Source organism: Staphylococcus sp. HMSC34C02, from assembly GCF_001838705.1.
In the GTDB taxonomy this organism is placed as follows: Bacteria; Bacillota; Bacilli; order Staphylococcales; family Staphylococcaceae; genus Staphylococcus; species Staphylococcus borealis.
In genome coordinates, this window is sequence record NZ_KV838593.1 from 39,309 (window position 1) to 63,577 (window position 24,269).

Annotated in this window: 22 protein-coding genes; 14 read left to right on the forward strand and 8 right to left on the reverse strand. The window is 33.7% G+C overall.

Annotated elements, in window-relative coordinates; genetic code table 11:
* Positions 1–230 precede the first annotated feature (230 nt).
* Complete coding sequence (gene nagE, locus HMPREF3239_RS11680) at positions 231–1,697, forward strand: N-acetylglucosamine-specific PTS transporter subunit IIBC (protein ID WP_070855693.1); 1,467 nt, start codon at positions 231–233, stop codon at positions 1,695–1,697.
* A 223-nt stretch (positions 1,698–1,920) separates the two neighbouring features.
* Positions 1,921–3,045 (forward strand): HAD family hydrolase, encoded by a 1,125-nt coding sequence (locus HMPREF3239_RS11685; protein WP_070855694.1) that lies wholly within the window; start codon positions 1,921–1,923, stop codon positions 3,043–3,045.
* A gap of 128 nt (positions 3,046–3,173) precedes the next feature.
* On the opposite strand, the gene serA is transcribed toward HMPREF3239_RS11685, so the two are convergent.
* From serA to HMPREF3239_RS11700, 3 genes are all read right to left on the reverse strand, one after another.
* Complete coding sequence (serA, locus tag HMPREF3239_RS11690; protein WP_070855695.1) at positions 3,174–4,772, reverse strand: phosphoglycerate dehydrogenase; 1,599 nt, start codon at positions 4,770–4,772, stop codon at positions 3,174–3,176.
* On the reverse strand, positions 4,762–5,922 hold the full coding sequence (locus tag HMPREF3239_RS11695) for a pyridoxal-phosphate-dependent aminotransferase family protein (RefSeq protein ID WP_070855696.1): 1,161 nt from the start codon (positions 5,920–5,922) through the stop codon (positions 4,762–4,764). Before HMPREF3239_RS11695 ends, serA begins: the two co-directional genes overlap by 11 nt.
* 105 nt (positions 5,923–6,027) lie before the next feature.
* The gene (locus tag HMPREF3239_RS11700) at positions 6,028–6,468 is read right to left on the reverse strand and encodes an OsmC family protein (RefSeq protein WP_070855697.1); all 441 of its coding nucleotides are present in this window, start codon (positions 6,466–6,468) and stop codon (positions 6,028–6,030) included.
* A 78-nt stretch (positions 6,469–6,546) separates the two neighbouring features.
* Between HMPREF3239_RS11700 and HMPREF3239_RS11705 the strand changes: the two genes are divergently transcribed.
* Entirely contained in the window at positions 6,547–7,293 is a 747-nt protein-coding gene (locus tag HMPREF3239_RS11705; protein ID WP_070855698.1) for a glycerophosphodiester phosphodiesterase, read from the forward strand.
* A 69-nt stretch (positions 7,294–7,362) separates the two neighbouring features.
* Here the strand turns inward: HMPREF3239_RS11705 and rpsD are convergent, their stop codons facing one another.
* Positions 7,363–7,965, reverse strand: a complete 603-nt coding sequence (gene rpsD / locus HMPREF3239_RS11710) for a 30S ribosomal protein S4 (RefSeq protein WP_011275505.1) — start codon at positions 7,963–7,965, stop codon at positions 7,363–7,365.
* 224 nt (positions 7,966–8,189) lie between these two features.
* Complete coding sequence (locus tag HMPREF3239_RS11715) at positions 8,190–8,657, reverse strand: GAF domain-containing protein (RefSeq protein ID WP_070855699.1); 468 nt, start codon at positions 8,655–8,657, stop codon at positions 8,190–8,192.
* Positions 8,658–8,786: 129 nt separating this feature from the next.
* Here HMPREF3239_RS11715 and ezrA point away from each other — a divergent pair, with 129 nt between their 5' ends.
* The 7 genes from ezrA to HMPREF3239_RS11750 all read left to right on the forward strand — a co-directional run bounded on the left by ezrA (position 8,787) and on the right by HMPREF3239_RS11750 (position 17,033).
* The gene (gene ezrA, locus HMPREF3239_RS11720) at positions 8,787–10,481 is read left to right on the forward strand and encodes a septation ring formation regulator EzrA (protein ID WP_053029630.1); all 1,695 of its coding nucleotides are present in this window, start codon (positions 8,787–8,789) and stop codon (positions 10,479–10,481) included.
* A 435-nt stretch (positions 10,482–10,916) separates the two neighbouring features.
* Positions 10,917–12,053, forward strand: coding sequence for a cysteine desulfurase family protein (locus HMPREF3239_RS11725; RefSeq protein WP_070855700.1), 1,137 nt, complete (start codon positions 10,917–10,919; stop codon positions 12,051–12,053).
* Positions 12,054–13,277 (forward strand): tRNA uracil 4-sulfurtransferase ThiI, encoded by a 1,224-nt coding sequence (thiI, locus tag HMPREF3239_RS11730; RefSeq protein WP_070855701.1) that lies wholly within the window; start codon positions 12,054–12,056, stop codon positions 13,275–13,277.
* A 40-nt stretch (positions 13,278–13,317) separates the two neighbouring features.
* Entirely contained in the window at positions 13,318–14,094 is a 777-nt protein-coding gene (locus HMPREF3239_RS11735) for a sulfite exporter TauE/SafE family protein (RefSeq protein ID WP_070855702.1), read from the forward strand.
* A gap of 88 nt (positions 14,095–14,182) precedes the next feature.
* On the forward strand, positions 14,183–14,677 hold the full coding sequence (tpx, locus tag HMPREF3239_RS11740; RefSeq protein ID WP_053029626.1) for a thiol peroxidase: 495 nt from the start codon (positions 14,183–14,185) through the stop codon (positions 14,675–14,677).
* A 131-nt stretch (positions 14,678–14,808) separates the two neighbouring features.
* Positions 14,809–15,756 carry a class I SAM-dependent methyltransferase gene (locus HMPREF3239_RS11745; RefSeq protein WP_053029625.1) on the forward strand — a complete coding sequence of 316 codons (948 nt, stop codon included), beginning with the start codon at positions 14,809–14,811 and terminating at the stop codon, positions 15,754–15,756.
* A gap of 80 nt (positions 15,757–15,836) precedes the next feature.
* Complete coding sequence (locus HMPREF3239_RS11750) at positions 15,837–17,033, forward strand: acetate kinase (protein WP_070855703.1); 1,197 nt, start codon at positions 15,837–15,839, stop codon at positions 17,031–17,033.
* Between the two features lie 289 nt (positions 17,034–17,322).
* Here HMPREF3239_RS11750 and HMPREF3239_RS11755 read toward each other — a convergent pair whose 3' ends face one another.
* Positions 17,323–17,820 (reverse strand): universal stress protein, encoded by a 498-nt coding sequence (locus HMPREF3239_RS11755; RefSeq protein ID WP_053029623.1) that lies wholly within the window; start codon positions 17,818–17,820, stop codon positions 17,323–17,325.
* Between the two features lie 143 nt (positions 17,821–17,963).
* Between HMPREF3239_RS11755 and ald the strand changes: the two genes are divergently transcribed.
* Positions 17,964–19,085 carry an alanine dehydrogenase gene (gene ald, locus HMPREF3239_RS11760; protein ID WP_053029622.1) on the forward strand — a complete coding sequence of 374 codons (1,122 nt, stop codon included), beginning with the start codon at positions 17,964–17,966 and terminating at the stop codon, positions 19,083–19,085.
* Between the two features lie 76 nt (positions 19,086–19,161).
* Here ald and HMPREF3239_RS11765 read toward each other — a convergent pair whose 3' ends face one another.
* A complete protein-coding gene (locus HMPREF3239_RS11765) occupies positions 19,162–20,217 on the reverse strand; it encodes a M24 family metallopeptidase (RefSeq protein ID WP_053029621.1) in 1,056 nt (351 codons plus the stop codon).
* A gap of 154 nt (positions 20,218–20,371) precedes the next feature.
* On the opposite strand from HMPREF3239_RS11765, the gene HMPREF3239_RS11770 reads away from it, so the two are divergent.
* Positions 20,372–21,061, forward strand: a complete 690-nt coding sequence (locus HMPREF3239_RS11770; RefSeq protein ID WP_070855704.1) for a metal-dependent hydrolase — start codon at positions 20,372–20,374, stop codon at positions 21,059–21,061.
* A 283-nt stretch (positions 21,062–21,344) separates the two neighbouring features.
* On the opposite strand, the gene HMPREF3239_RS11775 is transcribed toward HMPREF3239_RS11770, so the two are convergent.
* Entirely contained in the window at positions 21,345–21,758 is a 414-nt protein-coding gene (locus HMPREF3239_RS11775) for a universal stress protein (protein WP_070855705.1), read from the reverse strand.
* A 227-nt stretch (positions 21,759–21,985) separates the two neighbouring features.
* Between HMPREF3239_RS11775 and HMPREF3239_RS11780 the strand changes: the two genes are divergently transcribed.
* On the forward strand, positions 21,986–23,290 hold the full coding sequence (locus HMPREF3239_RS11780; protein WP_070855706.1) for a DRTGG domain-containing protein: 1,305 nt from the start codon (positions 21,986–21,988) through the stop codon (positions 23,288–23,290).
* Between the two features lie 35 nt (positions 23,291–23,325).
* A complete protein-coding gene (locus HMPREF3239_RS11785) occupies positions 23,326–24,264 on the forward strand; it encodes a DHH family phosphoesterase (protein WP_070855707.1) in 939 nt (312 codons plus the stop codon).
* Positions 24,265–24,269: the final 5 nt, after the last annotated feature.

Below are 24,269 nucleotides of genomic sequence, written 5' to 3' on the forward strand. Positions count from 1 at the left end.
CGAATTCAAAAGAATTCTGTCCTGCTCCCTTTTTATTTTAATAAAACTTAATTAAAATTATCAGAAAGTGAAATATTTTTGATAATTTAATAATAATAAATTTTCATAAAATGATTTAAAATTGACACATCAAAACCGCTTACATTTATGGTAAATTAATAAAGGAACTGTATACATAGTATAGTTATCGATAAAATAATTGAATATCGTACGTATTGGGAGTGAACGGAATGTTTAAGTTTTTTCAAAAATTAGGTAGATCCTTAATGTTGCCTGTTGCTGTATTACCTGCAGGCGCAATTATTGTTGGTATCGGTAATTTGCTTAAAGCATTAAATGTATTACCAACAATATCACTATTCTTCACTACTGTAGGGTCAGCTATATTGGGCCAACTTGGTCTTATCTTCGCAATTGGTGTAGCAATAGGCATGGCTAAGAAAAACGATGGTGCAGTAGCATTAGCAGGTGCATTAGGATATGCACTGGTTGTAAAAGTATTATCTCCAGAGTTCATCGCACCATTATTTAACATCAAAGTAAGTGCTGTCAACGATGGATTTAGTAAGATGGATAATTCAAATGTATTTATAGGTATTATTATAGGATTAATTGCAGCATACTGTTATAACAAATTCAGTGATGTTGAATTACCAACAGCATTATCATTCTTTAGTGGTAAGCGTTTAGTTCCAATTATGACTGTTTTTTATTGTACATTTTTAATTGCGATTTTACTATTTGCTTGGCCATTTATTTACTCTGCAATTGTAGCTTTTGGTAAATGGCTAATTGGTTTTGGACCATTTGGGGCATTTTTATACGGCTTCTTCAACCGACTATTAATTCCTACTGGACTTCACCATGCATTAAATGCAGTGTTCTGGTTTGATACAGCAGGTATTAATGATATCGGCAAATTCCAAACTGGACAAGATGCTATTAAAGGTATCACTGGTCGATATCAAGCAGGATTTTTCCCAATTATGATGTTTGGTATGCCTGCTGCAGCGCTAGCAATGTATCATACTGCTGAATCAAGTCAGAAGAAACAAGTGTATGGTTGGTTTGTAGCAAGTGCTATTTCAGCATTTATGGTCGGCGTAACAGAACCGATTGAATTTGCGTTTATGTTTGTTGCACCAGTACTATTTGTGATTCATGCGTTATTAACAGGTTTATCATTATTTGTCGCAGCATTATTCCACTGGACAGCAGGCTTTTCATTTAGTGCAGGCTTAATAGATTATGCATTATCATTAATTAATCCTGTAGCTAACCACCCGTTAATGATTCTGGTTCAAGGGATTGTATTTTTCGCGCTATATTACTTTATCTTTAGATTTGTTATTAAAATATTTAATCTTAATACAATTGGACGTGGCGATAATTTATTAGCGGATCCTACAGCTAATACAACTGAAAATGAAGATACAAAAACTTCATCAAGTAAAAGTAAGTATTATCAATCTGCAAGTCAAATTCTTGAGGGGTTAGGTGGTAGTGACAATATTACTACGCTAACAAATTGTGCTACAAGATTAAGAATGGAATTAAAAGATAATTCTATAATTGATGAACAAAAAATTAGAAATGCTGGCGCAGTAGGTGTGACAAAAAGTGGTCAACATTCAGCACAAGTCATCATCGGCACACACGTACAACAAGTTGCGGATGAAATAGAAAAACAACTATAAATTGAAGAGAATCATTTTAAAAGTACGTCGACAGACACAATATGTCTTAGTGATTTGATAAGATATAAGCATATTGATAAATATATGTTGTTCAACTAACTGATGAATTTTAGGAGGCACCTATAATTCATCAGTTTTTTTATAATAGCAATATTGACATTAAGTGTGAAGACGTTAAGATTATAAGTATCAGAATATTCAAAAATAATGGAGCGAAAAAGCTATGAAATCAATACTATTTGATGTAGATGGTGTATTCTTAAGTGAAGAACGTTGCTTTGATACGTCAGCACTAACAATTGAAACACTACTTAAAAGTGAACAATTTTTAGGTATGGGTAAATCTTTTAAACTAAATGAATTAAATGACCAGCGTATTACTAAAATACGCAACAATATTTTTAAAAATGATATCATTCTAAATCGGTTAAAATCGATGGGGTTAAATTCAAATTGGGATATGTTATTTGTCGTTTTTAGTATTCATTTTATACAACTGTTGAAACAACTTTCATTACAAGAACGAGAAGAGATATTAAGCGAAAGTCATATCTCTGCTACAAACATGCGCGAAATTCAACCATTTATCGACAAAGCGTATCAAATTAATTATGAATTGCCTATTGCGTTTATTAATCAAAGTCAAAGTGGTAAAGATAATATTTATGCAGAACTAGAACGCTATGCGATGGAGCAGTTAAGTGTTAAAGATGCGAGTTTCTTCAAGCTCAAGGGACCATTATGGTATCTTACGAGAGACGTATACCAAGAGTTATACTTAGGATCTAACTTATTTGAACAAGTCGAACAAAAGCAACCGACGCTAAATGGCATAGACGGCTTTATTTATCACGAAACTGTGCTAAGACCTGTTGAAGAAATTCAATCATTACTTAACATGTTACAAGAGAAAGGCTATCATCTTGCTATTGCCACAGGTAGACCTAGAACTGAAACGTTAGTACCATTTGAATCACTTGGAATTAAATCATTCTTTTCAGATCAACATATTGTGACTGCAAGTGACGTAATGCAAGCTGAAAATGACTATCCTGACTTTGTACCACTTGGCAAGCCCAATCCGTTTTGTTATATTGCCACGTTAAATGGAAATAAAAAGGAAAATTATAAACAGTACATTACGGAACAAAATCACATAGTAAATAAAGAAGATGTAGTGATTGTTGGAGATTCATTGGCAGATTTATTTTGTGCTAAGCAAATAGGTGCCACATTTATTGGTACATTAACTGGGTTGAAAGGGCAAGACGCACGTGAGGAATTAGAACATTATGAAGCGGATTATATCGTCGACCATATAGGTTTAATTAAAGATATTTTATGCTAAAGTTAAAATTTTAAGTGTTTAAATTGTAAATTATAAATATTAAAAACCCCTTAATGATATAACGAAATCAATCATTAAGGGGTATAATCATGGGATTCACAAGATGTTTAATCTTAACTTAAGATAAATTATTTAACTGAAAGCGTAGTACCGTAAATTTTATTAAAACCACCTAAGCGGTATAATGCTTCAATGATTTCCTCTGTGACGGGTTGGTCAATAGATAATACCATCATGGCTTGGCCACCTTGTTCATTTCTTCCTAATGACATTGATGCAATATTTATATGATGTTCACCTAATAATTGGCCAGTCAAACCAACGATGCCAGGTTTATCACCATGATAAGAAACAAGTTGATAAGCATTAGGTTTAAAGTCAACTGAGTAATTATTAATACGTACAATGCGTGCTCCGAAACCAGCAATGACAGTGGCACCAATTTTAACTTCTTCTGAATCACTAATTAAGTGAACTTGAATATAATTGTTGAAAGTACCTTGTGATGCTCGTTTCTCTACGTTTCGTGTAACACCTTGTTCATTTAATAGTGCGAATGCATTAATGATATTGACACGGTCACCTAAATCTTGTTCTAATATTCGCTTAACAATTGAACGTGTAATTAAATCTGTTTCTTGTTTGGCTACATCACCATTAAATGTGACTTTGATTTCTCTTGGTGCACCATCAAGCAATTGAATGGCTAATTCACCAGATAACTCACCAATATCAATCCATTGTTGTGTTATGTCATCTATATCATTGAAACTAATTTTTGGTGCATTGACTGCATGAGTGACGTTTCCTTTTTCCAAAATATCTATTATTTCTTCTGAAACTGAAACTGCAACTTTTTCTTGAGCTTCTACTGTTGATGCGCCTAAATGCGGTGTCACAATAATTTTCTCATGTTCTAATAGCGGTGAATCGGTAGGTGGTTCATGTTCAAAGACATCTAATGCTGCACGCGCAATTTGGTTGTGATTCAGTGCATGCAATAATGCTTCTTCATCAATAATGCCGCCTCGAGCAACATTAATAATTTGTAATGTTGGCTTTGCTTTTGAAAAGAATTCCGCATTAACGATACCTTTTGTTTTAGGTGTTAATGGTGTATGAACAGTTACAAAGTCAGCTTGCTTTGCGATTTCGTCAATAGTAGCAAGTTTAACACCGAGTTGTTGCGCTTTATCTTCAGTAAGGTAGGGGTCATAAGCTAATACGTTCATACCGAAACTTTGAAGGCGTTGTGCTACACCGATACCAATTCGCCCAGCCCCAATGACACCTAATGTTTTTTGATACAGTTCTACCCCTTTGAATGCTTTACGATTCCACGCTTTATTTTTTAAAGATGCGTGTGCTTGAGGGATATTACGAGCCATCGCTAAAATCATCGCTACTGAATGTTCTGTTGCAGAGATGGTATTTCCATCAGGTGCATTAATTACAAGTATACCTTGTAGTGTTGCTGCATCAATATCAATATTGTCCACACCAACACCAGCTCGTGCAATCACTTTCAAGCTACTAGCGTGTTTAATCACTTGTTGGGTAACTTGAGTTTGGCTTCGAACGATTAAGCCCTCATAATCACCTATAATATTAATTAAAGCTTGTTCATCTAAATCCGTCTTAATATCTACGTGAAAATCAGGATGGTTTAATAAACTTTGTAAACCATCAGTTGAAATAGGATCTGAGACTAGAATGTTATGCTTCACTATGAATCACCTCTGAAAATTTTGTTATACCTTGTCCAATATAATTTGTCTGACGATAATCAGTAAGTATGACTTCTAATGCACTCACGACAGCTAGAATATCGAAAGGAGATACTTTACCCATATGTCCAATGCGTAAAATCTTTCCTTTTAATTTTCCTTGACCGCCAGCGATAGTGATATTGAATTTTGTTTTTAACGTTGACTTGATATGAGTCAGTTCGTCTTTATCTGTCGGTATAAACGATGTTACCGTAGGGGAAGCGAAATCATCTTCAACTAAAAGTTCCAAATCTAACGCACGTAATGCCGCTCTTAAACCATCTCTAATAATGTAATGACGTTTAATTGTGTTTTCAAAGCCTTCTGCATTAATTAAGTCAGCATAAGCGTTAACGGCTCTAAATAATCCAACATTTGGTGTGAAAGGGGTTGAGTCCTGCTGCAATGAATCAAAGTATTTATTTAAATTTAAGTAAAAGCGTGGTGTCGTAACTTCTTGGAAACGTTGCAATGCACGGTTAGAATAAGCTACGAAGGCTAGTCCGGGCGGTAGCATGATTGCTTTTTGGCTTCCAGAAACTAAAACATCAATGTAATCGCGTTTCAAGTTAACATCGACTGCACCAATACAACTAACTCCATCTACTATGAAATAGATAGCTTGATTGAATAGTTTCAACGCCTTACCTAATTCGGCTACAGGATGTAAAACAGCAGTTGAAGTTTCACAGAATTGTGTAAATACAGCTGTAATGGTATGTTCTAAATGACTGAGATATGTCATAAAATCATTTACATTAACGGGCTGTCCCCATTCTACGTTATAAATATGGACATTCGTGTAATACGTTTCTGCAATTTGTTTGAAACGATTACCAAATGCACCTGACACAATAACGACGAAATGATCATCAGGATTGACGATATTCAACATGCTTGCTTCTAAGACACTTGTCCCACTTGATGTTAAAATCATAACTTCATTATCAGTACCAAAAATGGGCTTCAAGTTGTTGAAGGCTTTTTTGGCGATGATTTCAAAATCTGGAGAGCGATGACCGACCATTGGCAATCCTAATGCATGATTAATTTCATTTGGAACTGGCGTAGGTCCTGGTGTTAATAATAGTGGTTCATAATAATTCATTAAAATTCCTCCCACGGTATAAGATTTTACCATTTTACCAAATATTCTGATAATTTAAAAGTGCAATCACCACCACATGGTTAGGCAAATGGTGATTGATGTTGTTTATTGTATGGTTGCTTGAATTTGAATTTCTACATTATTACGAATCGCATTTGATATCATGCAGTTGTGATCTGCGACTTCTAATAGTTTAGGTAGTCGATTTTCAAGTTTTTCCTTTTCTGATGAAGTGACTAAAATTTTTGGATAATGTGAAATCGTCGCCATCTTGAATTTGCCATTTTCAAATAGGGCGGTACCTATCGAATCATTTGTAATTTGAATGTTAGTAAATTTGGCTCTTTCTAATGTAGCTGCTAAAGAGATGATATAACAAGAAGATGCGGCAGAAACGAGTAATTCGTCAGGATTAGTACCTGTTCCGTTACCGCCGAGTGGTGCAGGTATGGAAATTTGTTCAGTAATCACATCGCCGCTAACAGTTCCAACTTCTTCGCGACCTCCACGCCATTGGGTTTGTATTTTAAAGTCATGCTTAACCATTTATATTTGACCTCCAGTTATATTATGGTAACTTTAGTGTAGTTTAAAGTGTGACATAATTAAAGAAAGGTGACTTCAATGAAAATAAATAGACCGAATCAAGCATTTCAAATCGTTGCGCATCGTGGTTTATCTAATCAATTTCCAGAAAATACACTACTTAGTTTTAAGGCTGCATTAATGCAACATGTTGATATGTTAGAAATTGATGTACATTTTAGTAAAGATCATCATTTAGTCGTTATACATGACGATACTATCGATCGTACTTCTAATGGTAAAGGTAAAGTCAAAGACTACACATTTGAAGAATTATCAACATTTGATTTTGGGATACAACATAATCCTTCTTTTATAAATACAAAAATTTCTAAATTTGAAGACGTATTATCCTTAAGTAAAAACTATTCAAAAACGTTACTTATTGAAATAAAAGTGCCACATCAGTATCCGGGTATTGAAGAAGCTGTTCTAAAAGCGCTTAAAGCTTATAATGTGCCTGAGCATAAAGCGATTATTCAATCGTTTGATGACACATCTGTGAAGCGGTTAAGGTCATTGGGAAGTGTGTATCCATTAGGGTTACTTGTTAGTAGAAAGAAATATTGGTATAAAGCTCCGGATTTTGAAGCAATATCACAGTACGCGAATTTTATTAATCCTAATTATAAATTAGTTACTTCTAAATTTATTAAAAATGCACACCGCCATTCATTGAAAGTTATACCGTACACTGTTAATCACTCGAAAGATGCTAAAAAACTAATACGTCTAGGTGTAGATGGCATCATATCTGATTTACCTGAAGCGCTCTTTAAGTTATAGAATTAAGCGAAAGGTTTATAAAAAAACCACCCATTCCATGAGGAAGGGTGGTTGTTCATTGTTATGAACTTATCTTGAGTAGTACTCAACGATTAATTGTTCATTGATTTCAGCTGGTAATTCGCTACGTTCAGGGAAGCGTACGAAAGTACCTTTTAAGCTATCTGCATCAAAGTCTAAGTATTCTGGTACGAAATTGTTAATTTCAACAGATTCTTTGATGATGTCTAAGTTTTGTGATTTTTCACGTACAGTGATAACTTGACCAGGTTTTAATGAGTAAGATGGGATGTCAACACGACGACCATCTACTTCAACGTGACCGTGACCAACTAATTGACGAGCTTGACGACGTGTACGAGCTAAACCTAATGAATATACAACTGCGTCTAAACGACTAGCTAATAAAATCATGAAGTTTTCACCGTGTACACCGTGTTGTTTACCAGCGATGTCAAATGTGTTACGGAATTGTCTTTCAGTCATGCCATATAAGTAACGTAATTTTTGTTTTTCACGTAATTGTAAACCATATTCTGATAATTTTTTACGTTGGTTTGGACCATGTTGTCCTGGTGCGTAAGGACGTTTTTCTAATTCTTTACCAGTACCGCTTAATGAGATACCTAAACGACGAGATTTTTTCCAGTTTGAACCTCTGAATCGAGCCATATTAAGACTCCTCCTTTTTCTTTTTTGTTGTTATGAATAAACAAAAAAGAGTGTTGCATGCCCAATAGGATATGTTGTTTTATGTGTCTTCACCTTATAGCGTCAGTTACGCGACACGTCCGCATTGGGAACAACATAGAGCTTATTGATATACAACTGCTATTTTCGTTAATTCACACAAAATCCATTGTAACAGTATTTATCAATGTGTCAATACTTTTTAATTAATTCGTTAGTTGTTTTTCGAGAACTTGAACAATATTTTCTAAACCTTGCTGATCTTCTATTGTAAATCGGTCTTTAATTGGTGCATCGATATCTAAAACACCTATAATGTCGTTGTTAACGTGGATAGGAATAACAATTTCAGATTTACTATTTGCATCACATGCAATATGGCCTGGAAAAGCATGAACATCTTGTACTAATTGTGTTTGATTCTCTGCTACTGCAGTACCACAAACACCTTTACCAATTGCAATATGAACACAGGCTGGATGACCTTGGAAAGGGCCAAGGATAAGCTCGTCATTGTCAATAAGATAAAAACCGACCCAATTGATTTGATCTAAATTATCATTTAACAGGGCTGATGTGTTACTTAAAATGGCAATAAGATTTTGTTCATCTTCAATTAAACTTTGAAGCTGCTTCATCAATAGATTGTAATTTGTTTCTTTTATTATTGGCATACACATACCTCATTTGTTATTTTTATTAAAATTATAAATGGAAAAATTTATTCTATCAATTCATTCATTTACTATTTTAATGAAAGCGGTAATTGCGTTATAATGATGATAATATAGGAGGAGAATGAGATGGTTTTATACACAATATTAGCAATAATTGTCATTGTTTTAATCATTGTAGGAATCATGTTTTATTTGCGTTCCAATAAACGAAAAGTTGTTGAAGACGCTGAAGAACGTAAATTAAAAGTTCAAAAATTACCTTTTGAAGAAAATTTAAAACAACTTTCTGCATTCAATTTAAAAGGTGAAACTAGAACGAAATATGATGCCTTTAAGCAAGACACCTTAGATTATACAAACAACTACTTAGCACCTGTGGAAGAGAAAATTCACGATGCTGAAATTCAACTTGATAAGTTTCAATTTTCTGGAGCACAAAGTGACATTGATGACGCACATGAGTTAATGGACAAATATGAGGCTGGCTACCAACAACAAGTTGAAGAAGTAAATGAAATCGTAGCTTTACATAAAGAAAACGATCAAGTTTTTGAAAAATGTAAAACGAATTATCGAGAAATGAAACGTGATGTTTTAGCAAACAGACATCAGTTTGGTGATGCTGCATCACCTCTTGAAAAGAGAATAGAATCATTTGAACCAGAACTTGAACAGTATGAATTACTTAAAGCGGATGGTAATTATGTTCAAGCACACAACCACATTATGGGGCTAAATGAATCGATGGAAGAAATTCAAGAATATATGGAAGAAATTCCGGAATTAATTCGAGAAGCGCAAAAAGAACTTCCTGGTCAGTTCCAAGATTTAAAATATGGTTGTCGTGATTTGAAGATGAATGGCTATGATTTAGATCACGTCAAAATTGATGGTACATTACAAAGTTTAAAAACAGAGTTAAATTTTGTGGAGCCAATGATTAGTCGTCTTGAGTTAGATAATGCAAATGATAAATTAGAACAAATCAATGATAAGCTTGATGAAATGTATGATTTAATTGAGCATGAAGTCAAAGCAAAAAATGAAGTTGAAGAAACTAAAGAACAAATCACTGATGAATTATTTAAAGCACGTGAAATGAACTATACTTTACGTACTGAGATCGACTATATTCGTGAAAATTACTTCATTAACGAAAGTGATGTTCATAGTATTAGACAGCATGAGAACGAAATTCAAAACTTAGTCGCTGTTTATGATGACATTCTTAAAGAGATGGCAAAATCTGCAGTCCGTTATAGTGAAGTCAAAGACAACTTAGAATATTTAGACGATCATGTTAAAGTCATTAACGAGGACCAAGAAAAATTACAAAATCATCTCATCCAATTGAGAGAGGACGAAGCTGAAGCGGAAGATAACCTCTTACGTATCCAATCTAAAAAAGAAGAAGTTTATCGTCGACTTTTAGCTTCAAACTTAACGAGTGTGCCTGAACGCTTCATTATTATGAAAAATGAAATTGATCATGAAGTACGTGAGACAAATGATCAATTTAGTGAACGCCCAATCCACGTTAAACAACTTAAAGATAAAGTTGCTAAAATTGTTATTCAAATGAATACATTTGAAGATGAAGCAAATGATGTATTGATAAATGCGGTATATGCAGAGCGCTTAATTCAATACGGAAACCGTTATCGTAAGGATCATAATAATGTAGATAAAAGTTTAAATGAGGCAGAACGCTTATTTAAGAATAATCGTTATAAACGCTCAATCGAAATTTCAGAACAAGCATTAGAAAGTGTAGAGCCTGGAATTACAAAATACATTGAAGATGAGGTAGCGAAAGGCTAGTTAAACTTTTAACGTTGTATATAACTTTATCGCGTTACTTTAAAATGAAACCTGTCTAATGAAAATAAATGTAAGCTACATCGCAATGTTGCAGTAGCGAATTGAATTGAGAATGAAGGTTAATGCAAATGTTCTCAAAGCCAGTCATCCTCGTAAGGGGTGGAACAATGAACTCTAATTGAGTTCTGTTCCACTCCTTTTTATATTTATCACTATGCTTCATACTAAAATGAATTTGATTATAAATTTATCTATTTCGAAGTTGAAGTATTGCTTTATAGATGAGTTTATTTAAATTTATGTTTGACGTCTTTTAATTTTATTTAAAAATAGTATAATGCTTTAGTATCTATTTTTGTAAAATATGTATATTAGAGTTCAATTTGACATAAATAAAATTAATAATTAAACGGAGAATGAAAGAGAGTGTTATAAGTGATATATTTTGACAATGCTGCCACTACAAAGCCCCATAGAGACGTGCTCGATTCATTTATTAAAGTTAATGAAGCGGTTTATTTTAATCCTAATAGTCCGCATAAGTGGGGGTTGCAAGCGGAAAAAGTGCTGCTACAGTCTAAGGAACGCATTCAAGCCATGCTACCCATTGGACAGAATACAGATGTTATATTCACAAGTGGAGCCACAGAATCTAACAATATAGCTTTAAAAGGGATAGCTTATAGAAAGAAACAGTTTGCTAATGAAATTATAACTTCTGTTCTAGAACATCCATCAGTTTTAGAAGTAATGAGACATTTAGAAGATGATGGTTTTAAATTAAAATATGTGAATATCACTTCAGATGGTCGTATCGATATCAATCATTTAGCATCGTTAATGAATGATAGAGTCGGGCTTGTTACTTGTATGTATGTCAATAATATTATGGGACAAATACAACCTATAGATGAAATAGTGACATTATTAAAAGATTATCCTAAAGCCCATCTACATGTAGATGCTGTTCAAGCATTGGGTAAAATTCCATTGCACCTTGAAGGGATTAATAGTGTAAGTTTCAGTGGTCATAAATTTAATGGACTTAAAGGTCAGGGATTACTATTAATTGATAATAAAGATAAATTAGAGCCCATTGTACATGGTGGAGGCCAAGAATATGGTATACGAAGTGGAACGGTTAACTTACCTATGAACGTCTCCTTAGTGAAAGCAATTGCTTTAGCACTAGATGATTTAAATGACCGTAACCATCGTATGCGTCATTTTAATAATGAGCTTCGTCAATTTTTCAAAAAATATAAAGGCGTTTATATTAATTCACCTGAAGATGGTGCACCACAAATATTAAATATTGCGTTCCCAGGGGTAAAAGGTGAAGTGTTAGTTAATGCATTTTCAAAATCTGATATTATGGTCTCAACGACAAGTGCTTGCTCATCTAAAAGAGGGAAATTAAATGAAGTATTAATGGCGATGGGAATTGCTGACAATAAAATAGAAGGTAGTATTAGATTATCATTTGGTGATTTGACTACAGAAGATGATATTAATCATTTTAAAGAAAAATTTGAAATAATATTTACAGAAATTAAGGAGTTGTTAAAGTAAATGAAGTTCGATCACTTATTAGTTAGATATGGAGAATTAACTTTAAAAGGAACGAATCGTAAAAAGTTTGTTAATGCATTGAAAGATAATGTGATTAAATCATTACAAACGATTGAGGGTACCCATGTAAAGGGGAAAAGAGATAGAATGTATATCTCATTAACTGAAGAAGCGGATGCGCAAGAAGCCATCGATCGATTAACTAAAATTTTCGGTATTAAATCGGTAAGTCCAGTGCATAAAACATCACAAGAATTAGAAGATATTAAAAAATTATGTGTTGATTTAGCTCAGGATTTCAAAGCGGGAGATACATTTAAGATTGATGTTAAACGTGTAGATAAATCATTCCCATTTGATACGTATGCATTACAACGTGAACTTGGAGGCACAATATTACAAGGCACGGAAGATATATCTGTAGATGTAAAACATCCAGATCATAATGTCAGAGTTGAAGTAAGAATGGATGGAGTTTATGTCTTTACACAAGTATTTGAAGGTGCCGGTGGTTTGCCAGTTGGTACAGGTGGTAAAACGCTCTTAATGTTATCAGGTGGCATAGATTCACCTGTAGCTGGAATGGAAATTATGAAACGTGGTGTAAACATAGAGGCGGTTCACTTCCATAGCCCACCTTTTACAAGTGAAAAGGCTAAAGACAAAGTGATTGAACTTACACGTATTTTATCAGAGAGAGTGGGACCAATTAAATTGCATATTGTGCCATTTACAGAACTACAGAAACAAATAAATAAAGTAGTTCACCCTAGATATACGATGACATCAACACGTCGCATGATGTTACGTGTAGCCGATATTGTATTAGAGAACGTTGGTGCACATGCGATTGTTAATGGTGAAAATTTAGGACAAGTTGCAAGTCAAACGCTAAAGAGTATGTATGCGATCAATGATGTCACATCTACTCCAATTTTGAGACCACTTGTTTCGTTAGATAAAGAGGATATTATTAAAAAAGCACGTGAAATAGGTACATTTGATGTGTCCATTCAACCTTATGAAGATTGTTGCACAATCTTCACACCAAAAAATCCTGTGACTGAACCAGATTTTGATAAAGTAGTTAAATATGAAAGTGTATTTGACTTTGATGACATGGTACAACGTGCGGCAGATAATATTGAAACCTTAACAATTAATAAAGATTATAAAAGTGAAAAAGACCAAAACACTGATGCATTAATGGATGAGTTATTTTAAAATAGAATAAACATACATTCAAATAAAGGGGAATTGCATCATGGAGATAACGTTAAATGTCATTTTAATTATTATTGCGTTTGGCTTCTTAGCTGCATTTATTGATGCTGTCGTAGGTGGGGGTGGCCTCATATCAATACCAGCACTATTAGCCATTGGAATGTCACCTTCTCTAGCTTTAGGTACGAATAAACTGGCTAGTTCGTTTGGCTCACTTACAAGCGCAATCAAGTTTATACGGTCGGGTAAAGTAGATTTAAACATTGTACTCAAACTTTTTCCATTTGTGTTTATCTTTGCAGCCTGTGGGGCGAGTTTAGCTACATTGTTGCCTGCACAAGTTTTGAAGCCATTAGTGATTATCATATTAACGCTTGTGCTTATTTATACAATATTCAAAAAAGATTGGGGAAATGTGCGCACCTTTTCAAAGCTGACAATTGGTAAAGCCATTATGTTTACATCTTTACTGTTACTAATTGGATTTTATGATGGTTTTTTAGGTGGGGGTACAGGTTCCTTTATGTTATTTGTGTTACTGATGTTTGGCTTTGATTTTTTGAGTGCAGCAGGTAACGCTAAAGTATTGAATTTTGCGTCCAATCTAGGTGCATTGGTTCTTTTTATTATTTTGGGCCAAGTTGATTTTGTATATGGATTGATTATGGCAGCGAGTATGGTGATAGGTTCCTTTGTAGGTGCACAATTTGCCATAAGTAAAGGTGTAGGATACGTCAAAATACTGTTTATCATTGTTACGGCGCTACTCATTTTGAAAAATACGTATGATTATATAATACAATTGTTACAACATTAACATGTATCAGTTCCAATTGATTGATTTCAGTTTTATGACTGTCGTATGATAACAATATAATGAAAATACTATAGGAGGTCATTTCATCATGACACAAATTACTTTTAAAAATAATCCAATTCATTTAACTGGTTCTGAAGTTTCAGAAGGGCAACAAGCGCCTGACTTTAAAGTACTGGATAATGATTTAAATGAAGTTAGTTTAGAAAATTATAAAGGTCAAAAGAAATTAATCAGCGTAGTACCTTCTATTGATACTGGTGTGTGTGATCAACAAACACGTAAATTTAATGAAGAAGCTGCACAAGAAGATGGCGTTGTTCTAACAATTTCTGCCGATTTACCATTTGCTCAAAAGAGATGGTGTGCATCTAATGGTTTAGATAATGTGATTACGTTAAGTGACCATAAAGATTTATCATTCGGACAACAATACGGTGTTGTTATGGAAGAGTTAAGATTATTAGCGCGTTCAGTCTTCGTATTAGATAGTAATGATAAAGTGGTTTATAAAGAATTAGTAAGTGAAGGTACAGACTTCCCTAATTTTGATGCTGCATTAGAAGCATACCGTAACATTTAATATTCAATTTAGATAATAGATATAACGTAAAAGTGTCCATATTTATTTCAATAATGCTATCTAAAGCTAGCGTTGATTATTTTACAGAAATAAACCTGATGGACACTTTTTTATTGGAGAGGATTAGGTATATGAGTGAAGAACAAACAGTGATGGAGAAGCTTTTCAAAACATTAGATGAAAATGCTAAAGCTTTAAATGAGCAAAATGGGCAAAGTTTCATTGAAAATTTAGGACTTGCAATGGAGGATGTATATCGCAATAAACGCGAATTGTTAGAACAAGCAACGTTGCAAGACCGTAGAAAGGCATTTCAATTTGCTTACTTAAGTTTAATGCAAGAGGAATCAATCCAAGCAAATCATCAGATTACGCCTGATTCGATTGGACTAATTCTTGGCTTTTTAGTTCAGAAATTTACTGAGAATAAAAACGAATTACATGTTGTAGATATGGCTAGTGGAGCTGGTCATTTAAGTGCTTCTGTTAATGAGGTGCTTAAAGACACAACAGTGATGCATCATCTAATTGAAGTAGACCCTGTATTATCAAGAGTGAGTGTCCATCTTGCTAATTTCTTGGAGATCCCTTTTGATGTTTACCCTCAAGATGCAATTATGCCATTACCATTAGAAGAAGCGGATATTGTGATTGGTGATTTACCGATTGGCTATTATCCTTTAGATGAGCGAAGCCATGAATTGCAATTAGGCTTTAAAGAGGGGCATAGCTACTCACATTATTTATTAATTGAACAAGCAGTCACTGCCTTAAAACAAACAGGTTTCACTTTTTTAGTCGTTCCAAGTAATTTATTTGAAGATGACAATGTAAAACAGTTAGAAAATTTCATTGCAACAGAGACAGAAATGCAAGCATTTTTAAATTTACCTAAGACGTTATTTAAAAATGAAAATGCGCGTAAATCAATATTGATCTTGCAAAAGAAAAAAGTGAATGAAACTAAGCCAGTTGAAGTATTATTAGCAAATATTCCTGATTTTAAAAATCCAAATCAATTCCAAGGATTTATTAGTGAATTGAATTCTTGGATGGAAGAAAATCATCCCAAAAAATAAACTGTGATATTCTTGAATTATGACTGTATTAATGGTTAAATAAATATGGATATTAATTAATAAATTGGAGGACAATATATATGTCTAGTTTAGTTTTAGCGATTAACGCTGGTAGTTCTTCTTTAAAATTCCAACTCATTAGAATGCCTGAAGAAACTATAGTAACAAAAGGTTTAGTAGAACGTATCGGTATTAAAGACTCAATTTTCACAATTGAAGTGAATGGTGAAAAAATTAAAAACGTTAAAGATATCAAAGACCATGAAGAAGCAATCAACATCATGTTAGATAGCTTCAAAGAACACGGTATCATTGATGATATTAACGATATTGCTGGTACTGGACATCGTGTCGTACACGGTGGTGAGTTATTCCCAACTTCTGCATTAGTTACTGACGAAGTTGAAGAAAAAATTGAGTCACTATGTGAATTAGCATCATTGCATAACCCAGCTAACTTAATGGGAATTCGTGCATTCAGAAAATTATTACCAAATATTCCACATGTCGTAGTGTTTGATACTTCATTCCATCAAACAATGCCAGAACAATCATATTTATATAGCTTACCTTACCAATATTATAAAGATTATGGCATTCGTAAATATGGTTTCCACGGCACAAGCCATAAATACGTGTCACAACGTGCAGCCGAAATCATGAATAAACCAATTGAAGAATTACGTATCATCTCTTGCCATATTGGTAATGGTGCTTCAATCGCGGCCATTGATGGCGGCGAATCAATTGATACTTCAATGGGATTCACACCATTAGCAGGTGTAACAATGGGTACACGTTCAGGTAACATTGACCCTGCATTAATTCCATTTATTATGCACAAAACAGGTCAAAGTGCTGAAGAAGTGCTTAATGTATTAAACAAAGAATCAGGTTTATTAGGTATTTCAGGTACTTCAAGTGATTTACGTGACCTTGAAAGTGATGCTGAAGAAGGTAAAGAGCGTGCGCAATTAGCATTAGATGTATTCGCTTCTAGAATCCACAAATACATCGGCTCTTATGCAACAAGAATGCATGGTGTAGATGTAATTGTCTTCACAGCTGGTGTAGGTGAGAACTCTTCAACAGTGCGTGCGAAAGTATTAGAAGGATTAGAATTCATGGGCATCTATTGGGATCCTAAGAAAAATGAAGCAATTCATGGTGAAGAAGGATTTATTAATTACCCACATTCTCCAGTTAAAGTTATTGTTATTCCAACAAATGAAGAAGTTATGATTGCTAGAGATACAGTTAAATATGGCGAATTATAATCGTTAGGAAGATAAAATCAAAAAGCACAAAAATGATTGTTGTTTTAAACATCATTTTTGTGCTTTTTTTATGATTACAAATTCGATTCATTGTTTAAAATGAGTATGAGCATGCTTGAGTGATACCATCGACTTCCTACGGTTTAGCTGTATGATATGACAGTAGTAATATTATTTTAGGACTCCAAGAAATTTTAACAGGGACTAATGTTGTATTGGTGATAAATAAAAAATGAGATAGAGCATTAAACTCTATCCCATTCATGATTACATCGATTGTGCTTTAATCTTATGAATATTGTTGTCTAAATTCAGGTGTTGCAACTTCAGGTTGGAAATCTTCAGGAATTTCTTCTGTACGTACAACTAATACATCACATGGTGCATGACGAACGATAGCCTCTGATACAGAACCTACGATAAATCGTTCTACTGCGTTTAAGCCTGAAGTACCACACATAATTAAATCGGCACCTAATTCACTTGCTAATTTCTTAGGGATGATAGCTTTTGGAGAACCAAATTCTAATCGAGTTTCGACATTAGTTACGCCTGCGCGTGTTGCTACTTCTTGGTAACCTTTCAATAATTCTTCAGAGAAACTTTTAGATTTCTCAGTGAATTGTGCATCATATACTTCATAAGAAGAATATGTTCTTGAATCGATAATGTTCACTATAGTTAATTTAGCGTCATTACGTTTAGCTACGTCTACTGCTTTATTGAAAGCCCACTCAGCTTCGTGTGAACCATCAACTGCGATTAAAATGTTTTTGTATGTTAACATCTTAATAACCCCCTTAGCTTTTCTTACTTATATTTTACCACAAATTTCAGAATATTTATTCTTTATATTTTAACAATAATGTGTACTTTTTCTGATTGCGCTTTCATTGGTTTAGCGTTACGATAGTGATGGAGGTGGATGGAATGAAAATTGGTATTCCAAAAGAGATAAAAAATAACGAAAATAGAGTTGGTTTATCACCAAGTGGTGTACATGCATTAGTAGAACAAGGTCATACTGTACTTGTTGAGAAAGATGCTGGGTTAGGTTCATTCTTTGAAGATAAAGACTACAAAGATGCAGGTGCTGAAATTGTATCTGAACAATCATCTGTATGGGATGTAGAAATGGTTATCAAAGTTAAAGAACCATTAGAAGAAGAGTATAAATATTTCAAAGAAGACTTAATCTTATTTACATACTTACATCTTGCTAATGAAGAAAAATTAACTCAAGCGTTAGTTGACAATAAAGTCGTAGGTATTGCCTATGAAACGGTTCAATTACCTGACCGTTCATTACCATTATTAACACCAATGAGTGAAGTTGCAGGACGTATGTCTGCACAAGTTGGATCACAATTCCTACAAAAATTTAACGGTGGAATGGGTATTTTACTTGCCGGTGTACCTGGGGTACCAAAAGGTAAAGTAACTATTATCGGTGGCGGTCAAGCTGGTACAAATGCAGCGAAAATCGCATTAGGTTTAGGTGCCAACGTTACTATTTTAGATGTTAATCCTAAACGTTTAGCTGAATTAGATGATTTATTTGATGGCCGTGTGAACACAATCATGTCTAACCCATTAAATATCGAAAATGCTGTTAAAGAAAGTGATTTAGTTATCGGTGCCGTATTAATTCCTGGTGCCAAAGCACCTAACTTGGTAACTGAAGACATGATCAAACAAATGAAAGATGGATCAGTTATCGTCGACATTGCTATTGACCAAGGTGGTATTTTTGAAACGACTGACAAAATCACAACACATGATGATCCAACATATGTCAAACATGGTGTTGTTCACTATGCTGTTGCTAATATGCCAGGTGCAGTACCACGTACGTCTACAATTGCATTAAATAATGCAACATTACCATATGCGCAATTATTAGCAAGTAAAGGCTTCCGTGAAGCATTTAAAGCTAACCATGCGTTATCATTAGGTTTAAATACTTACAAAGGACATGTTACACATAAAGGTGTAGCTGAAGCCTTTGGTTTAGAATATACTTCTATCGAAGAAGCACTTAAAGAAGATTAATAAACGATTGTAATAAAAATAATCCAGTTGTTTATAGATTATCTTAGTCTATAAGTACAACTGGATTTTTTAAATTTTATTTATCGTAATGTGTCAGAATTTCACAACCATCTTCAGTGACTAATATATCATCCTCAATACGAACGCCTGCAACATTCGGTACGTAAATTCCTGGTTCAATCGTAATAACCATTCCAGCTTCAAGTAAATTCGTATTGCTACTTGAAACATCTTGGTATTCATGTTCTTCTAAGCCAAGACCGTGGCCTAATCGATGTGGGAAATACTCACCATATCCAGCGTTACTGATGATATCTCTAGCAATTTGATCGATATCTTGTAAAGGTACACCTGCTTTTATGGCTTTTATAGCGCTTGTTTCCGCTTCTAAAACAATTTTATAAATGGTTTGTGCTTCTTCAGAAGGGGTACCAAATTTAACTGTGCGTGTCATATCACTGCAATAGTGATTGTATATTACACCTAAATCAAATAATACATATTCATCATTGACTAATTTTCGGTCACCTGGTGTTCCATGAGGTGAAGCAGCGTGATCACCAAATAGTACCATTGTGTCGAAACTCATTTCACTCACACCATATTTTTTGATTTCATTTTCAATGTGATTAACAACTTCTCGTTCTGTTATACCAACTTTTAAGAATGCTGTTCCGATTTCAATACACTTATCGGCTAGTTTTGCAGCTTCACGAATATTTTCGATTTCTGAATCATTTTTAATGTTACGTAAATCTTTGATTGTTTGATCAATATCACCATAGTGTTGTACGCCAAAGTTCTGAGTTAATTCACGTTGACGTTTGACAGTTAAATGTTCGCTTTCAATTAATAATTTATTAAATGAGCGTGGTTCAATTTCAAATGGATTCTCAGTGTCCAAATAACCAATGATTTTTCCATCAAACGAAGAACGTTTCACTTCTTCAACTTCCATCTTAGGACAATATAACGTTTGACTTCCATCTGAAGTAATTAAAAGAGCGAATAATCTCTCATGAGGTTCACTTCTATATCCAGTGAAGTAGAATACATTCAGTGGCGTTGTTATCCATGCCGCATCAGCTTTCGCTTGGTTTAATTGTTCAATTATTGTTTCAATTTTACTCATCTAATCATCTCCATTAAGTATTTAGTTTAATTTTACGTCTAATTGAACGATAATTCAAAATGATTTAATAAAGTAAGGTTTATTTCCAGTTTATGTTATAAGTTTTTATAGCTAGGGTATAATACAATTAATCAAGCTATAGGAGGCTATAATTATGAAACTTTCTTTTCATGGTCAATCAACGATTTATTTTGAAGGTAATGGTAAAAAAGTAATTGTAGATCCATTTATTTCAGGTAATGACAAATGTGATTTAGATGAACAAACCTTAGATGTAGATTATATCATCTTAACGCATGGTCATGCTGATCACTTTGGGGATGTAGTAGAATTAGCAAATCGTAATCACGCAACTGTAATAGGCTCTGCTGAGTTACAAGGGTATTTAAGCACTTATTATGGTGTAGAAGACGTGCATGGCATGAATATTGGTGGGAAAGCAACATTTGATTTTGGTAGTGTAAAATACGTACAAGCTTTCCATAGTTCTAGCTTTACGCATGAAAATGGTATACCGGTATATTTAGGAATGCCTATGGGACTCATTCTAGAAGTAGAAGGTAAAACAATTTATCACATGGGTGATACAGGATTATTTAGTGATATGAAGTTAATCGCTGATAGACACCCAGTTGATGTTTGCTTTGTTCCGATTGGCGATAATTTTACAATGGGTATTGATGATGCGAGCTATGCCATCAATGAATTTGTAAAACCAAAAATCTCTGTTCCTGTACATTACAATACATTCCCTTTAATTGAACAAGATCCTCAGCAATTTAAAGATGCAGTTCATGAAGGTGAGGTACAAATATTAGAACCTGGTGAATCAGTCACTTTCTAATTTAATCGTAAATGAATTTATAAATCATTTCATAATGCACACAAAAGAGGCTGGGACATAGTCATATGTCTCAGCCTATTTATCATTTTGGCAGTAGGTGGCTGATTTGAAAATAAACTTAAATCAAGCTTTTTCAAACCTAGCCCTCCTTAACGGCCAGACCCAGGCGACGAGAACTTCACTAAGAAATTCTACAAACAAAGCCGGATGGGGAGGACAACGAATTTTGTTATTTCTGTCCCGCTCCCTAGTAAATTAATTTTTATTTCAAACAGTTTACTAACTATTTTACAATTAATACAGGGATGGTAGCACGTTTTGCTACTTTGTGACTTACGCTTCCTAGTACGAATTTTTTCTGTGATTCAGCTTTACGGTTACTCAATACAACAATTTCGTATTTACCGCTATTTGCGTGTTTTACTAATTCATCTTTAGGGTTTCCACGTACAATGATTTGATCGTAATCAATGCCATAATTTTCTAAAGTAGTACGTGTTTTTTCTAATAATCGACTACGTTTCTCAGTCAATTCATTAATATGTGTACCAGCTTTAATTGATGCTTGGGCATCTTGCTCACCAATCGCATTTAAAATAGTTACTACAGTATCTGGACCTGCCAATTTTGATACTTCTTTTAACGCTTTCTCATTTTTTAATTGAGTATCTACACCTAATAAAATATTTTTATACATAGGTCATCCCTCCTCACATTCAATTATATATAAAATATTTTAATTTTACCAATGTATATAATTAAAATAATTAAATATTTAATTTACATAACTTGATTTAATATTTAATAAAAAATCAAACTCATTATGCTTATTTAAGACGGATGAATTTGCATTTTCTAAATCGATTTTTTTGGCTTAAAAAGTTATAATAAATACAACACTGTACATTATAAAGAGGTATTTCAATGACTAAACATGAACAAATCATAGCATACATAGAATCATTAAATGTTGGCCAAAAAATTTCTGTCAGGAAAGTTGCCAAAGCAATGAAAGTATCAGAGGGGACAGCATATAGAGCTATTAAAGATGCGGGTCAACTCGGATTAGTAACTACCATAGATAGAGTTGGTACAGTACGTATTGATAAAAAGAACCGAGAAGAAATTGAAAATTTGACGTTCAAAGAAATATTAAAAATAATTGATGGCGATATCATCGGTGGTAAAAATGGATTATCGAAAAGTGTTTCTAAATTTGCGATTGGCGCTATGGAACTTAAAGATGTCGTTAAGTATTTAAGTCATCATACACTTTTAATTGTTGGGAATAGACCAGATGTTCAATTAGAAGCTTTAAAAAGAGGGAGTGGCGTACTGATAACAGGCGGTTTTAAAACCACTCAAAAGATTATTGATTATGCCAATAAACATGATTTACCAATCCTATCTTCAAATTATGATACATTTCTAGTAGCAAATATTATTAATAGAGCGATGTATAACCAAATGATTCGAAAAGAAATTCTAATCGTAGAAGATATCGTAAAACCGATTAATGATATGACAGTTGTTTTTGATGAGATGGGAATAAAAGATTATAAATCACGTGCAAAAGTAACTGGACATTCCAGATTTCCTGTTGTAGATAAGGATTGGAGATTAGTTGGTATCGTTACGAGTAAAGAAGTTATTCAAATGAATGCCGATGATACGATTGCTAAAGTGATGACTAAACGTCCTATCAATGTGGAATTAAACACAACAGTAGCGAGTTGCGCACATATTATGATTTGGGAAGGTATTGAAATATTACCAGTAACACAAAATAAAAAAGCGATAGGTGTCATTACGAGAGATGATGTTCTAAAAGCAATGCAACTGATTGGCAGACAACCCCAAATCGGTGAGACCATTAATGATCAGATAGCAAAACATATCACAATTGCCCAAAATGCTATTTCAGTGGAAGTATCTCCATTATTGACGAATCAGTACGGTACACTCAGTAAAGCCGTCTTCGTTGCAATTATTGAAGAGACAATTAAACACCAATTACGTAAATATAAAAAAGTCGATGTAATGATTGAAAGTTTAAACATTATTTATATTAAAACAGTGCCTATCGAAGCATCTATAAGCGTAGAATACGATATGCTTGATGTTGGACGTAATTTTGCTAAATTAGAAGTCACGATGTTAAGCGGTAATGATAAAGTAGCGAATGCGATGATTATTTGTCAGATGTTCGAAGATATGCAAAATAATTAATTTTTGAAGAAATATTTTTAGAAGGAGATTTTACAATGGTAGAAATTTTTAATGAGATTATGAAGAAAATAAAAGAAGCGAATACAATTATTATTCATAGACACGTAAGACCCGATCCAGATGCTTACGGTTCTCAACTTGGATTGAAGTTGTATCTTGAACGTAAGTTTCCTGAAAAAAATATTTACTCAACTGGTGAAGGAGAGCCATCTTTATCATTTATAGGAGAGTTAGATACAGTCGAAGATAATGTATACAACGATGCACTCGTCATAGTCTGTGATACAGCTAATGCACCTCGTATTGATGATCAAAGATACGCTAACGGACAAGCGTTAATTAAAATCGATCATCATCCGGCAATCGATCAATATGGGGAAATCAATTATGTTAATACAGAAGCATCATCAACAAGTGAAATTATATTTGATTTTATTACTCATTTTAATGATCTTAGCATTATCGATGAACATGTCGCACGTGTATTATATCTAGGTATAGTGGGGGATACTGGACGTTTCTTATTCAGTAATACATCGACGCATACGATGGAAGTCGCTAGTCAATTATTAGCATTCCCATTTAATCATAATGCTGAGTTAAATAAGATGTCAGAAAAAGATCCTAAATTAATGCCGTTTCAAGGATATATTTTGCAGCATTTTGAGCTTTCAGATTCCCATGAATATTGTCAAATTCGAATTACAAATGATGTATTAAAACAATTTAATATCCAACCCAACGAAGCATCTCAATTTGTAAATACTGTAGCAGATATTAGCGGTCTGAAAATATGGATGTTTGGTGTAGACGAAGGGGATCAAATTAGATGCCGCATTCGCTCAAAAGGGATTACTATTAATGATATCGCTAATCAATTTGGTGGTGGAGGACACCCTAATGCGTCCGGTGTATCTGTATACAGTTGGGACGAATTTGAAGACTTAGCGCAAGCATTACGCCAAAAATTATAAAATTT